The following is a 13,522-nucleotide window of genomic DNA, read 5'->3' on the forward strand; positions in this document are numbered from 1 at the left end:
GCCGTACGGAGAGCATTATCCGTCACCGGTCCCCGCCGGACACTACAGCGGGCTGTACCAACGCGCGTGCGGCCAGCTGTATCGTGCCGGACGTCCGGCCGAAATAGCGTCCCCGACCATGAAACCTACATCTGCGCGGACCCGCAGACTCCTGGTCCCGGCCCTCGCCCTGATCGCCCTGTCCGCCGCCTTCGCGCCCCCGGCCAGAGCCGACGGCGGCCCGCCCCCACCGCTCGACTGGAAGCCCTGCGCCCAGGGCACCGACGACGCCCTCGGCAGGGAGCTCGACCGGGCAGGCGCACGGTGCGCGGAGCTCACCGTCCCGCTCGACCACTCCAGGCCCGGCGGCCGCACCATCAAACTCGCGCTGTCCCGCCTCCCCGCCACCGACCGCGCCCATCGCATCGGCACCATGGTCCTCAACAGCGGCGGCCCCGGCGAGCCCACGCTGGGCATGCCCCTGCAGACGCGCGCGGCCATGAAGGACGTCGCGGCCCGTTACGACCTCGTCGGCCTGGACCCGCGCTTCGTCGGGCGCAGCACGCCGCTGGACTGCGGCTGGCCCATCGGCCTGTGGCTCCGCTCGGCCGGTCCGACCCGCGCCCGGTTCGATCAGCAGGTGGCGGTGCAGCACGACCTGGCCGAGCGCTGCGCCCGGCGCCACGCCGACGTGCTCCCGTACGCCAACACGCGCGACACGGCCCGCGACATCGACCTCGTGCGCCGCGTCCTCGGGGAGCGCCGGATCTCCTTCCTCGGCTACTCCTACGGCAGCTACCTGGGCGCGGTCTACACCCAGATGTTCCCCGGCCGCACCGACCGCGTGGTCCTGGACAGCGCGGGCGACCCGAACAAGTGGGGCCCCAGGGCGACGCAGGGCACCGAAGATGAGGCGGAACGCGCGCTGCGCGGCTGGGCGGCTTGGGCCGCCGAACGTCACGGCACCTATGGCCTCGGCGCCACCCCCGCCCGCGTGCTCGCCACCGTGAACGCGATCGTCGCCGCCGCGCAGGACCGCCCGCTGCGCGTCGGACCGTACGAGGTGGACGACCAGGCGGTCCCGTACATCCTGTCCGTCGGCTCCGGCGACGACCGCCCCGCGGCCCGCGCGGAGTTCACCTCCACCGTTCGGACCCTGAACGAGGCCGCGCACGGCCGCCCGGCCGACCCCGGCTCCGAACTCAACGGATTCCTCGCGTTCGTCCTGACCAGCGTCGGCTCCCCGCTCGCCAGCCCCACCGCCGCGATCACCTGCGGCGACCGCGCCGCGCCGCGCGACCCCGACGCCTACTGGAACGACGTCCAGCGCAGCCGTGCGCGCCACCCCCTCTTCGGCCCCCTCAAGAACAACATCTGGCCCTGCGCCTTCTGGCCGAACCAGCCGCGCGAGCGCCTCACGCACGTCGCCAACCCCACCCCCGCGCTGATCGTGTCCGCCACCGGCGACACCGCCACCACCTACGAAGGCAGCAAGGCCATGCACCGGGCGCTGACCGGCTCCCGCCTGCTCACCCTGCGCGGCACCACCGCCCACGGGATCTACGGCGAATACGGCAACGCCTGCGTGGACGCCAAGGTCAACGCCTACCTGGCCACCGGCACCCTCCCCGCCGCCGACCCGATCTGCCATCCCTGACCCCCGAGGCCGCGACACCCTCATCGCGGCCTCACACAGGAAGAGCTGAGCCAAGCAGCGAGGCTCCTACGTCGATCGCATGCCTGCGGGGCCGTCAGATCGCCGGACGGTCCACCGTCATCTCCGCCGCCCCGTTCGCCTACGGCGCCGCCGAGCAGCGCGAGACTTGGCGCTCGCTGATCGCCACCATGGAAAGCCTGCTGGGAGTCAGCTTCTAGATCCTTTAATGTGCCGACTATCGGTATATAAAGATCCTGTGTCGAAGTTACGCTCTTTGCAGGAGCCTTCGTTCCTCATCCTGACCGCGCTGGCCGCCGAGCCTCTGCACGGTTACGGCGTCATCGTCGACGTTGAGCGTATCTCTGAGGGTGAGGTCCGGTTGCGGGCCGGGACCCTGTACGCAGCCCTGGACCGGCTGCAGTCCGAGGGGCTGATCGGAGAGGACCGGGAGGAGATCGTCGGCGGACGGTTGCGGCGCTACTACCGGCTCACCGACGAGGGCGGCGCCCGTCTAGCCGCCGAAGTCGAACGGCTGCGGCGCAACACTAGGACCGCCGCCGCCCGGCTGCACGCGCGCCCCGCCGGAGGTGTCGCGTGAGCGGCCTCGAACGGCGTTACCGCCGCCTTCTCCGCTGGTTCCCGTGGGAGCACCGAGAGCGGCACGAGGAGGAGATGCTCAGTGTGCTGATGGCGGCGGCGCGGCTGTCCAGCGCCGCCATGGTCGCCGTGCGGATGTGGATCACAGGCGGCTCCGGTTGGGGCGCCCCATGCGCCGGTTGATCGTTTTACTGATCGCGCTCGTCGCCCTCCTCATCATCGACCGAGTCGCTGTGGCAAGCGTCGAGCGCGACCTGGCGAACAGAATCGCCGCCGCCCCCAACTTCTCCGGCACGCCGACTGTGTCAATCGAGGGCATCCCGTTTCTCACCCAGGCCGTGTCGGGGCGCTATCCAGAGGTGCGGTTCAATCTCGGCACCTTCACCTACGGCGGCGTGCCAGTCAGGAACCTGCGGGGCGCCGCGTACGACGTGACGGCACCCTTGGCCGACGTCCTGCAGAACCAGGCCCATATCCAGGCCGGTCGCGTGAGCATCAGCGGCACCCTCACCAGAGCGACGATCGACAAATACGCCCCGAGTGGCGTGAAGATCGGCGGCAACGGGCGTCGGCTCACGGCCTCGGGGGAGGTGACGATCGGGGCGAACAAGGTGAAGTTCAACGCCGAGATGCGGGTCGAGGTCGCCGACGGGAGGATCAAGCTCCAGGCCGACAAGATCCAGGGCGTGCCCGTGCCAGATCGGATCGCGCAGCTGATCTCCTACCCGATCCCGTTCAAAGTGGATCTGCCCTTTGATGTGAAGCTGATCGGGGTCAGGAGCCTGCCGGAAGGACTGGAGTTCTCCGCCGAAGCGTTTGACGTGCCGATTCGTGGATGAGGGTGAACCGCTTCGCCCTGTCGTCCGTGAAGAGGATGGGCACAGCAGGCCCGCCGGTGCGCCCGTCGTCCAGCGCGCGGCTGTCAGGAGCCCACCACCGCGACGGCCGCGAGGACGGAGGACACGAGGCCGCCGGCGACCACCAGCGACGCCCCGGCGAGCGGCAGGCGACTGCTCCATCGGCGCAGCCTCGGCGATCGTGCCACGCTCTCCACCGCGTTCCTGCCGCGCAGAACGGCGATGCCGACCCCCGCGAGCGTGGCCGCCATCCCCACGCCGAACGCCGCCACCATGGCGAGGGCGAACGCCGCCCTGCCGGTGAGCAGGCCCGTGAGCAGCAACAGGAAGGCCGAGGGAGAGGGCAGCAGGCCACCGGACGCGCCCATCGTCACGATGCCCCGCCAGGTCAGCAACGAGCCCGCCTCCCCGTGACCGTGCCCGTGCCCATGACCGTGGCCGTGCCCATGACCGTGACCGTGCTGTCCGCGTTGTCCGCGCAGGTGCCGCAGGAGGAGTCCCACGCCGACAGCGAGGACGACGAGCGAGGACGCGAGCTGCAGCCACCGTGTCACTCCCCCCAAAGCGGATGACCCGTCCACGGTCAGCCACCAGCCGACGGCCAGCACGGCCACCGACACGGTGTGCATGACCGCCACCACCACGCCCAGCAGGACAGCGTCACGGGTCCGGCCGTCGCCGCCGACCAGGTACCCGGCCGTCAGGGTCTTGCCGTGTCCCGGCGCGCAGGCGTGCACCGCCCCCGCCACCAGCGCGACCAGCAGCGCGAGCGGCAGCACGACCTGGTTGTCCACGAGCGAGGACAGCTCGGCCGTCCAAAGGGCGGCGAACTCGATCGGCGTGCCGGCCGCCCCGCCCGTCATGTCGCCTGGCGCGCCGTCGAAGCGCAACACGTGCGCGGGCGCCGTGGCGGTGTGCAGCGCGCCCGCGCCGTCCGGAGTCGTGGACACTGTCCGGTAGGCGTCGTTGACGTCGGTGAGGGCGGTGATCCTGAGGGTGACGGCCCGGACTTCAGCCCGGCACCGGAAGGACAGCACCGCGCCGGAGGCGGCGAGCGCCTCGGTCCGCGCCGACACCAGCGTGCACGCCGCCCCGTCCTGCCAGACCCCGATGTGCTCACCGAGGTAGCCGCCGACCTGCTCGCCCCGGCCGGCGAGCGCCTGGTCGAGCCTGGCCAGATCGTCGGCCGCCGCCGACCAGGTCACCTGCACCGTGTCGCCGCGGGCGGTCACCTTCGCCGCGAGCGGCGGGCCGAACGGGTGTGCCCACCCCGGACCCGCCGCTCCCAGCAGGATCAGCACCGCCAGGCCCGCAGCAGCGAGCAGGCGGGTCAGAACCCGAACCACAGCCATGATCACTCGCCGCGGACCTGCGTGGCCGCGAGCGCATGGACCGAGCCGTCGTCGGTGAGCGCGAACAGCAGGTCGCCACTCACCGACAGCGACGACGCCACGCCGCCGCCCAGGTTGTACTCGGCCAGCTTGCGACCGGTCGCCCGGTCCAGCGCCACCACGCGCCCGTCCCAGGTGGTCGCGTAGACCATGGTCTCGGTCGCCAGCGGGTGCATCGCCGGCGAGCCGGGGCCGGCCGCCGCGCACCCGGCGGCGACCCGCCACGGGTCGTCCATCGGGCTCTCACCGGGCAGGTAGCCGAGCGGCGTCTCCCAGACCGGCTTGGCGGGATCGGCCGAGGCCGTGTCGTACGCCCTGACCACGCCGTCCACGCTGGCGACATAGGCCATCGCGCCCCGGGTCGCCGGGCTGGTCACCGGCGGCGGGCCCGGCTCGCAGGTGTTCGCGGTGCCGAGCTTGGCCTGCCAGAGCACCTTCCCGCCCGCCGTGAGGTCGTGCCCGCGGACGCCGGACGACGTCGCGGTCACCAGCCCCTCGTCGGTGAAGGCGGGCGAGGACTCCGTGAACAGGTCGCCGCCGGTGTCCACCGAGGACTGCTGCTTGCACGTGGTCAGGTCCATCGCGATCAGCAACTGTCCGGACCCCGAGTGCAGATAGGCGGTGGTCGCGCCGGGCCGGCGTACGGCGATGCTGTGGAACTGGCCCCAGGCCGCGGGCGCGCCGAACCCGCCGGGCAGGCGGGCGCCGGTCTTCGCGTCGCGGCAGAGCACGGTGTCCCACGCCTGGTAGACCGCCACTGCGCGGCCGGGCAGGTCGAAGACGCTCACCGGTCCGCCCGCCCGGCCGTAGCGCCGCACGGTCGAGCCCTTGACCTGTTCGTCGTCGATCGTCTCCCAGGCCACCTTGCCGGTGTCCGCGTCCAGGGCGTAGACGCGCCCGACCCCGGTGGTGAGGTACACCTTGCCGTCGTGCACGGTCGGGAAGGACTCGGCGTCGCCGTCCAGGTAGGTACGCCATACCTCCGCGCCGGTCAGCGCGTCATAGGCGAGCATCATGCTGTACGGCGAGTCGAACGCCCGCGAGGCGACGATGACCTTGCCGCCCGACACGGCGGCGCCGTTGAGGTGGAACTGCTCACCGGTGCTGGCCGCCCAGCGCAGGTTCAGCCGCGCACCCGGGTCGTCCTTGGCCGACGAGCGGCCCTCCTCGTCCCCGCCCTGCCCGGTCCAGTCCTGGCCGAGCTCCGGACGGTTGAGACGGGCGTCGGCGACCACCTCGAAGGTCGTCTTGACCGCCGGCCATGGCTTGCCGGCCGTGTCGACCGCGACCAGTTCCGCGGTGTAAGTGCCGGGACGCAGGCCGGTGATCCGCGAACTGACCCTGGTCCACGAGACGTGCGCCGTGGGGCACGGCTCGGCCGTGCCGCCGGGGGGCGTGTAGCAGTTGACCTGACCGGTGGGCTTGGTCTCGCGGCCGAACTCGAGGCGGCGCTCACGCCAGACCTCCTTGCCGTTCCCGGCCCGGACGGTCAGCGCCGCCGTGCTCGGGGTCCGGCCGTCGTCCTCCGCGTACAACTCGACCGGGACGCCGGCCTTCGCGCCGTGCACGCTGCCCTGCGCGGGGCTGACCAGCGCGACGTCGTCGTCCACCTCGAACTGGCGGTGGGTGCCCGTGACGTAGCCGACGTCCTCGTTACGCTGGGTGCCGGGGTCGTCGGTGATGCCGCTGAAGTCGAGGACCTTGTAGTCCGGCCTGGCGGAGTCGATGCCGTAGACACCCATGTTGTTGACCTCGACCGACCTGGCGAACGCGCCCCGCCGGTACTCGGCCTGCTGATTGTGACCGGCCGCGAACATCCGCACGTCGTACTTGCTCAGCTCGTCGACGGTCGGTTGCATGCCGGCGCCGGGGCCCCAGCGGGTGAACAGCGAGCGGTGCGCGAACACGAGCACCTGCTTGCCGGTCGCGTGCCTGCGCAGGTCCTCGCGCAGCCACTGCAGTTGCGGCGCCAGGCCGCTGGAGTCGTAGTTGTCCTCCAGCACCACGATGTGGCGGCCGTTGCGGTCGAAGCTGTACCACTCGGGGCCCATGTTCCTGCGCCAGTACTCCAGGCTGCCGCCGTATCCGGCGGAGGTCGCGGTGCCGCCGACGTCGTGGTTGCCCACGACCGGGTAGTACGGGTGGCCGAGCTTGCCCTTGCGCAGCCCCTCGCGCAGGATGTCGTAGCCGCCCTGGCGGCGAGGCTCTGCCGCGTAGTCCGTCACGGTCAGATCGCCCGTGGTCATGGTCATCGTGGCGCCGTGCACCTCGGCCATCGCCTCGACCTGGCCCTGCCAGCGCGGCAGCGTGTTCTTCGCCTGGGCGTCGTTGCCGTTGCTCACCTCGACGTCCGAGACCATCAGCCACTTCTCCTTGGGATCGGCGGCGTTGGCGTCGGGGACGAGCGCGAAGTCGAGCCCCTTCAGCGGCCCCTGCCCGCCCGGCACCTCTCGGAAGAAGGCCGGGACGAAGTCGTCGCGCAGGGCCGGCGTGTAGCCGTTGGGCGAGACGACGCTGACGAGATCGGTCTCCCTGCGGTTGCGGTCGACGCTCAGCGTGTAGCCGCCGTCGGCTCCCGTGGTCGCCCAGCGGGCGCCGTCGGTGACGGACACGCCCGGCAGGCCCTTCTCTCCGGCGTCCTTGACGCCGTCGCCGTCCTTGTCGGCGTAGACGGCGCCCTCGACGGTCACCTCGTCCGAGCCGGCCCCTGCCAGGGTGAACGTGACCGGGGCGCTCAGCGGCTCGTAGCCGTCGTCGGCCAGGAAGTGCGCGCTCCAGGACCCCTCGCCGAGGGAGCGGGTGTCCAGCGTGACGGTTCCCGAGGCGAGCGGCGCCCTGACCCAGGTCTTCGATGCGACGGAGCCCGGCTTGTCGTCAGCGCCGTACAGGCCGACCCAGTTGAGCGCGTTCGGCTTGTCGGTGGTGTAGCTGAAGGTGACGGGCGAGCCGGCCTTCGGGTTGACGGTGGTGAGGGCGAGGGTGCCGGTGAGGGCGCCGGCGTTCGGTTGCGCGCTCGGCGCGGGTGTGGGACTCCCCGCCTCGGGGACGTTCGCGGCGGCCAGCGCGGTGCCCGGCGCGAGCACCGCCGTCGCCGCCGTGACCGCCACGAGGACGGCCCAGCGCTTACGGCGGCGCAGCCACGTCACTGCGGTGACAGCCAGCAGCAGGCCGAGCAGCGACGCCACGACGGGCAGCACCGGCCAGTCCTGGCCGCGCGCGTGCGAACCGGTCGCGTCGACGACGGGCAGGGCGGCCGTCACGTTGGACGTGACGCCGTCGAACTCGGCGATGATCTCGGAGAGCCCTCCCGCGTGCAGCAGGGCGCCCAGGTCCAGGCCGTCAACGGCGCACGACCAGGCGAGTTCGACGACGACGCCGCCGGGGATGCCGCCGGTGTCGCCGGCCACCCCGTGTGCGCTGACGGGGCATCCGCCTTCCAGGAGCCCGGCCGCCCAGGCTCCGGCACGTTCGGGGGTGACGACGTCTCGGTGCACAACCAAGCGACCGCTTGTGAGCCCGGCGGAGGTGCTCACTACCAGCTCGGCATGGCTGCGCGTCAGATGCGCGGACGCGGGACCAGCGAGGATACCCAGCGTCGCGGCCAGGGCCACGACGAGGACGCCGGTCGCGCGAATGACACGGACTAAGAATGCACGTTCAGGTGACACGCAACAAAGCTAGACAAGTTGCTCGTTCAGCTTCGAGCCGCGCCGGAAATGTTCATCCCGTCCGCCCCAGCTATTCACCCTGGCGGGACGGTTCACCCCCGCGGCCCGTACCGGCCCGCTGGTTGGCCAGCAGGACACCGGCCCCGCCGAGCACGAGCCCGGCGATGACGAGCGACCCCAGCGACTGGCCGACGAGCAGCCAGGCCAGCACCGCCGTCACCGAGGGGGTCAGGAAGAACAGTGTGCTCACCCGGCTGGCGGACGAGCGCAGCAGCATCATGTTGAGCAGGATGAACGCCGCGATGGAGTTGACCAGCACCATCCAGGCCACGGACCCGCCGAAGGACGTCCAGTCCGACACCCGGGGGGTCTCGACGGCCACACAGACCAACCCGACCGCCGGGGCGCTGACGAGCAGCTGTACGGCGGTGCCGGTGCGGACGTCCATGGCCGGGACGAAGCGCTTCTGGTAGAGGGTGCCGAGGCTCAGCCCGAGCAGTCCGGCCACGCACAGCACCACGCCCCCGGCCGGCAGACTCACCCGGTCGGCGACCGCGAGGATCACGCCGGTCGCGCCGAGGGCGAAGCCGAGCCACTGCCGCCGGGTGACCGTCTCGCCGAGGAAGCGCGCGGCCAGCGCGATGACGACGGGGTTGAGCCCCTGGACGAGGGAGATGACGGCCGCCGGGAAGCCCATCCCGAGCGCGGCGTAGAAACAGCCGAACTGGACTGCCTGGATCAGCAGGCCGGAGACGGCGATGTGCGCCGCGACCCGGCCGCGCGGCCAGGGGGTGCGCGTGACCAGGGCGTACCCGGCCAGCAGCACTCCGGCCAGGGCGAAGCGCGCGAACATCAGCAGCAGAGGCGGAGCCGCCCCGACCCCTGGAACGCCCGCGATGAACGCGCTGCTCCAGAGCACGACGAAGACGGGAGGCGCGACCGCCATCAGGGACGACCCGCCCATCCGCGCCCTCCGGATCAGGCGCGAGCCGCCCGCCCGCGACGCCGGGCCGGTCGCCGTCAGGTCCGAGCCGCCCGCCCGCGCTCCCGGGCCGGTGCCGGACCGGCCCGCCTCACTGGTCGCCTGACCCGTTGAAGGCGCCGGCCCAGGTCTCGCTCCGGGCAATCGCGGCTCTACGGGCGTCATCAATCGTCCCTTCCGTGCGGGGACCGCTCATCGCGGCCTGCCGCCGATGAGTCACCGATGGGTTGACGCACCTGACCGGCCCGCGCGCACACGCGCGAAGGCGGGCCGGAGGTGGTTCAGGATGCGCGCAGGGCCGACCGGCGCAGCTCCCATAGTTCCTGGTCCGAGGTGCAGACCCCGGCCGCGCCGTGCTGGAGTGCCTCGACGACGTCCGCCTCGTCCTGGACGAACCCGGCGGCGAGGTACGGCACCCCGAGCTCCCTGGCCTGCTGCTCCATGTAGCGCAGCACGACCGCCGGCATGAACTGGACCAGGTCCGGCTGGGAGCGGGAGATCGACTGGACGCTGCGGTGCAGGTTGGAGCGGTCTGTCACGAACACCTTCTGCATGGCCAGCAGGCCCAGGCCGCTCGCGCGTTCGATGATCGCCGCACGGGTGGAGCAGATCGCGACCGCCCCGATCCCCTTGAGGTAGGTCAGGGCGCCGGGGTCATGGCCCAGACCAGGGGTCGAGTCCATGTTGACGAACACGATCTTGCCCGCGGCGGCGGTCCGCTGGACCGTCGCCGCGAGATCGCCGAGCGGAACCGACGCGAGGATGCCGAGCGGGGTCGAGGTCGTGGTGAACCGGTCCGCCATCGCCACGCCGACCAGCGACGCCATGACGGGGTACTCCGCCAGCGCAGCCAGGAGGCGTCGATCCACGGGACGTTTCGGACGAGAGCTCACCGGTCCACCTTACGCAGGACCCGCATCAGGACTCGTAGCGGCTGGGCAGCCCCAGCTTGCCCGGGTTCATGATCCCGGCCGGGTCGAGGGCCTGCTTGACCGCCATCAGCGTGCCGAAGCCGCTGCCCAGCGAGGCCTCGACGTACGGCGAGCGCAGCAGCCCGACGCCGTGGTGGTGGCTGATCGCGGCTCCGTGCCGGATGAGCACCTCGTTGGCGGCGTCCCAGGCGGCCCGGTACCACTCGCGGCGGCGGGCCCGTTCCACCTCGCCGCGCAGCGAGAAGTACAGGCAGGCGCCGTCGGTGTAGGCGTGCGACTGGTGCGCGGAGGCGCGCAGCGTCCCCGGGACCGCCTCGATGGCCGCGACCACCTCGTCGTAGATCACCGGCAGCGACGACCACGGCGCGGCGATCTCGCAGGTGTCGGCGACGAAGCCGGGGCCCTTGGCGAACCCGTCACCGGACTTGCCGACGAGCATCCGCTCGTCCAGCCAGCGGGCGAGGATCGCGTCGCCGTCGAGCGTCACCGGCGCCCGCTCCGCGCAGACCTCCTCGACCACGGCCATGGTGGCGTCCACCAGCGCGGGGTCGCCTTCGTCGGCGATGAGCAGCAGGTTGGTGCCGGACTGTCCGAAGTGGGTGCCGCTCTCGTGCGCGTCGTACAGGCGCAGCACCGCGGGGGTCGCGCCCCGCTGGAGGATCTCCCGGCAGGCGTCCAGGCCCGCGGCGAACGTGTCGAACCCGTACGCGAGGCCCGCCGCGTAGCCGGGCAGCCGGTGGGTGCGCAGCCGCAGCCGGGTGATCACGCCCAGCGTGCCCTCGGAGCCGATGAACAGCTGGCGAAGGTCCGGCCCGACGGCGGCCCGCGGGTAGGTGCCGTAGCTCGCGGTGGTGCCGTCCGGCAGGACCACGTCCAGCCCGACGATCATGTCCTCGATCTTCCCGTACCGGGTGGACAGCTGGCCCGCGCCGCGGCAGGCGGCCCAGCCGCCGACCGTGGAGATGGCGAAGGCGGACGGCCAGTGCCCGGTGGTGACGCCGTGCGCCTCCTGCAGCTCCTTCTCGAACAGGTCGCCGAACATGCCCGCCTGCACCTCGACGATCATCGACTCGGAGTCGAAGGAGATGATCTGGTTGAGCGCGCAGACGTCCAGCACGATCCCGCCGAACACGGGCAGGGCCGCTCCGAGGACGTTGCTGCGGCCGGCCGAGACCGTCAGCGGGATGCCGTGCGCGTGACAGACGCGGACCACGGCGGCCACCTGCTCCTCGTCGGCCGCTTCGACGACCACGGCGTCCGGGGTGGCCGGGTTGCCGTCCGTCTCGCCGATGGACGTGCCCGCCCACCAGTCGCGGGTGCGCAGGATCACCTCGTCCCGGTCGGTGTGCACGGTGGCGCCGATCGCGCGCAGCTCGGCCACGACCGCGGCGGGAACCTCGACCACGGCACCCTGCAGGCTGGCCTTCCCGTCGCCGGGCGGGCAGTCGGCCGCCCAGCGGGGCGGGGTGGGCGCGCCGACGACGTAGTCGCCCCGGTTGAACGGATGGGTGATGGTCTGCCTGCTGATCATGAAAGTTCCTCCATCAGTACGGTCTTCTCCCGGTCGATGCCGGAGACGTAGTCGTCGATCTGCCGGGCGACCTCCTCGTCGGACAGGCCCAGTTCCCGCTGGAGCAGCCGGCCGACCTCCGGGGCCGCCTTGATCGACAGGTCCCGGGCGAACACCCGCATCCGGGTGCGGCGGGACAGCACGTCGTCCACGGTCCGCGCCAGCTCGCACCGGGCCGCGTAGACCACCTCGGCCCGCAGGTAGGCGGCGCCTTCGACGATCGGCTCGGCGAGGGAGGGGTCCTCGGTGAAGAGGTCGGCGACGAAGCGGGCCTCGGTGCCGTACCGCTCGCCCAGGTGCGCGCCCAGCCCCCCGGTCGCCGAGGTGGCCTCCGCGTCGTAGCCCGCGCCGCCCAGCAGGGAGAGCCGGACGGTGCGGCAGCGGGCCTGGCGGCCGAGCACCTTCAGGGCCTCGTCGACCACGAGCTCGCCCATGTGGCGGCTGGTGGTGAGCTTGCCGCCGGTGACGGTGACGAGCCCGTGCGCGTCCGTCGAGATGTCGTGGTCGCGGCTCAGGTCGAGGGTGGCGCCCTCCTCACCGCCGACCAGGGGCCGGAGCCCGGCGATCGAGCCGACCACGTCCGCGGGGGTGAGGTCGGCGTCGAACGCGGTGTTGGCCCCGTCGAGCAGGAACTGCATCTCCTGGCGGGTGCACAGCACCTCGTCCAGGGAGCCGTCGTAGTCGGTGTCGGTCGTGCCGAGCACGACCACGTCCCCCCAGCGGGTGCAGGTCGCGCGGCGGGCCCGGCCCGGGACGGGCACGGTCACGGTGCCGTCGATGGGCAGCCGGGTCCACGGCAGCACAATGTGCACGCCCTTGGCGGGACGGATCCGGGCCCGGTGGCCGGGATCCGACAGGGTGTCGAGCGCGTCCGCCCAGACCCCGGTGGCGTTGACCACGACACCGGCGTGCACGTCGATCTCGCGGCCGTCGACCTCGACGGTCGCGCCGCGTACCCTCCCGCCCTCGCGGATGAGGCCGCGGCAGACGGCGCCGTTGAGCACGGTCGCCCCGAAGTGCGCGGCGGTCCGCGCGATGGTCAGGGTCAGGCGCGCGTCGTCGGTGCGGCTGTCGTAGTAGAGCAGCCCGCCCTTGAGCCGGTCGGCGCGCAGCCGTGGGGCGCGGACGAGCACCTCGGGGACGGTGAGCCGCTGGTGCAACCGGCCGATGCGCCACCCCCCTGCCAGGTCGTACGTCCACAGCAGGCCCTCGAAGGCCTTGGCGATGCGCGCGTCGAAGACGCCGTCCTGGGCGAGCACCGGGAAGACGAAGGGCAGGCGCTGCACCAGGTGCGGCGCGTTGCGGCGGAACCGCTGCCGCTCCAGCAGCGAACGCCGGACCAGCGGCAGGTTGCCCTGTTCGATGTACCGCAGGCCGCCGTGCACCATCTTCGACGACTTGGAGGACGTGCCCGACGCGAAGTCGTCCCGTTCCACGAGCGCCACGGTCAGGCCGCGGGTGACGGCGTCCAGCGCGGTGTAGCAGCCGGTCACGCCGCCGCCCACGACGAGGACGTCGACGCGCCGGGAGGCGAGCCGCTCGATCTGCTGCCGGCGGTCGAGCGTCAGCGGGGTGCGGCGGATGGCGCTCCTCGTCTCTGACCTCGCCTTGCGTTGGGGAAGCCGGATCACGACGTTGATTCCTCCTGTGAGTCGGGTTCGGGGCCGCGGGACGCGCGCCCCGGCGCACCGGCGGTGATGTGGCGGGCGAGCAGGTCGCGCCACTCGGCGCGGGCCTCCTGGCGCGCGGCGTCGGGCAGGGCGGGCTCGAAGACGGGGGCCGTCCCGAGCCCGGCGACGGCCGCCGCGACACTCGGCCAGAGCCCGGCGTCCAACCCTCCGACGATCGGAGCCAGGCAGTGGCCCGCCCGCCGCGCGAGTGTGCGGCGG

The 13,522-nt window shown here is 72.4% G+C and carries 11 protein-coding genes and 1 pseudogene; 5 read left to right on the forward strand and 7 right to left on the reverse strand.

The features are described from left to right. The first annotated feature begins 118 nt into the window (after positions 1–118). From ABZ297_RS27730 to ABZ297_RS27745, 4 genes are all read left to right on the forward strand, one after another. A complete protein-coding gene (locus tag ABZ297_RS27730; protein WP_355351585.1) occupies positions 119–1,636 on the forward strand; it encodes an alpha/beta hydrolase in 1,518 nt (505 codons plus the stop codon). Between the two features lie 256 nt (positions 1,637–1,892). After that, positions 1,893–2,234 carry a helix-turn-helix transcriptional regulator gene (locus ABZ297_RS27735; protein ID WP_355351587.1) on the forward strand — a complete coding sequence of 114 codons (342 nt, stop codon included), beginning with the start codon at positions 1,893–1,895 and terminating at the stop codon, positions 2,232–2,234. After that, complete coding sequence (locus tag ABZ297_RS27740; protein WP_355351589.1) at positions 2,231–2,416, forward strand: hypothetical protein; 186 nt, start codon at positions 2,231–2,233, stop codon at positions 2,414–2,416. Before ABZ297_RS27735 ends, ABZ297_RS27740 begins: the two co-directional genes overlap by 4 nt. Then, positions 2,404–3,072 carry a DUF2993 domain-containing protein gene (locus ABZ297_RS27745; RefSeq protein ID WP_355351591.1) on the forward strand — a complete coding sequence of 223 codons (669 nt, stop codon included), beginning with the start codon at positions 2,404–2,406 and terminating at the stop codon, positions 3,070–3,072. Before ABZ297_RS27740 ends, ABZ297_RS27745 begins: the two co-directional genes overlap by 13 nt. A gap of 83 nt (positions 3,073–3,155) precedes the next feature. Here ABZ297_RS27745 and ABZ297_RS27750 read toward each other — a convergent pair whose 3' ends face one another. The 3 genes from ABZ297_RS27750 to ABZ297_RS27760 all read right to left on the reverse strand — a co-directional run bounded on the left by ABZ297_RS27750 (position 3,156) and on the right by ABZ297_RS27760 (position 9,068). Then, entirely contained in the window at positions 3,156–4,442 is a 1,287-nt protein-coding gene (locus tag ABZ297_RS27750) for a hypothetical protein (protein WP_355351593.1), read from the reverse strand. A gap of 2 nt (positions 4,443–4,444) precedes the next feature. Further along, complete coding sequence (locus tag ABZ297_RS27755) at positions 4,445–7,975, reverse strand: PQQ-binding-like beta-propeller repeat protein (protein WP_355351609.1); 3,531 nt, start codon at positions 7,973–7,975, stop codon at positions 4,445–4,447. A 244-nt stretch (positions 7,976–8,219) separates the two neighbouring features. Then, positions 8,220–9,068 carry a DMT family transporter gene (locus ABZ297_RS27760; protein ID WP_355351595.1) on the reverse strand — a complete coding sequence of 283 codons (849 nt, stop codon included), beginning with the start codon at positions 9,066–9,068 and terminating at the stop codon, positions 8,220–8,222. On the opposite strand from ABZ297_RS27760, the gene ABZ297_RS27765 reads away from it, so the two are divergent. Beyond that, complete coding sequence (locus tag ABZ297_RS27765; protein WP_355351597.1) at positions 9,046–9,237, forward strand: hypothetical protein; 192 nt, start codon at positions 9,046–9,048, stop codon at positions 9,235–9,237. The two genes, ABZ297_RS27760 and ABZ297_RS27765, sit on opposite strands and share 23 nt — an antisense overlap. Positions 9,238–9,412: 175 nt before the next feature. On the opposite strand, the gene ABZ297_RS27770 is transcribed toward ABZ297_RS27765, so the two are convergent. The 4 genes and pseudogenes from ABZ297_RS27770 to ABZ297_RS27785 all read right to left on the reverse strand — a co-directional run. Then, on the reverse strand, positions 9,413–10,024 hold the full coding sequence (locus tag ABZ297_RS27770; RefSeq protein ID WP_355351599.1) for a glycerol-3-phosphate responsive antiterminator: 612 nt from the start codon (positions 10,022–10,024) through the stop codon (positions 9,413–9,415). Between the two features lie 25 nt (positions 10,025–10,049). Next, entirely contained in the window at positions 10,050–11,594 is a 1,545-nt protein-coding gene (locus ABZ297_RS27775) for an FAD-binding oxidoreductase (protein WP_355351601.1), read from the reverse strand. Further along, positions 11,591–13,264: a glycerol-3-phosphate dehydrogenase/oxidase gene (locus ABZ297_RS27780; RefSeq protein WP_355351603.1), complete on the reverse strand. Its 1,674-nt coding sequence runs from the start codon at positions 13,262–13,264 to the stop codon at positions 11,591–11,593. The genes ABZ297_RS27775 and ABZ297_RS27780 overlap by 4 nt, the downstream gene beginning before the upstream one ends. Then, positions 13,261–13,522 (reverse strand): annotated as a pseudogene (locus tag ABZ297_RS27785) (hypothetical protein); the annotation flags it as partial. The gene ABZ297_RS27780 and the pseudogene ABZ297_RS27785, both read right to left, overlap by 4 nt.

Source organism: Nonomuraea sp. NPDC005983 (genome assembly GCF_040614375.1).
GTDB lineage: Bacteria > Actinomycetota > Actinomycetes > Streptosporangiales > Streptosporangiaceae > Nonomuraea.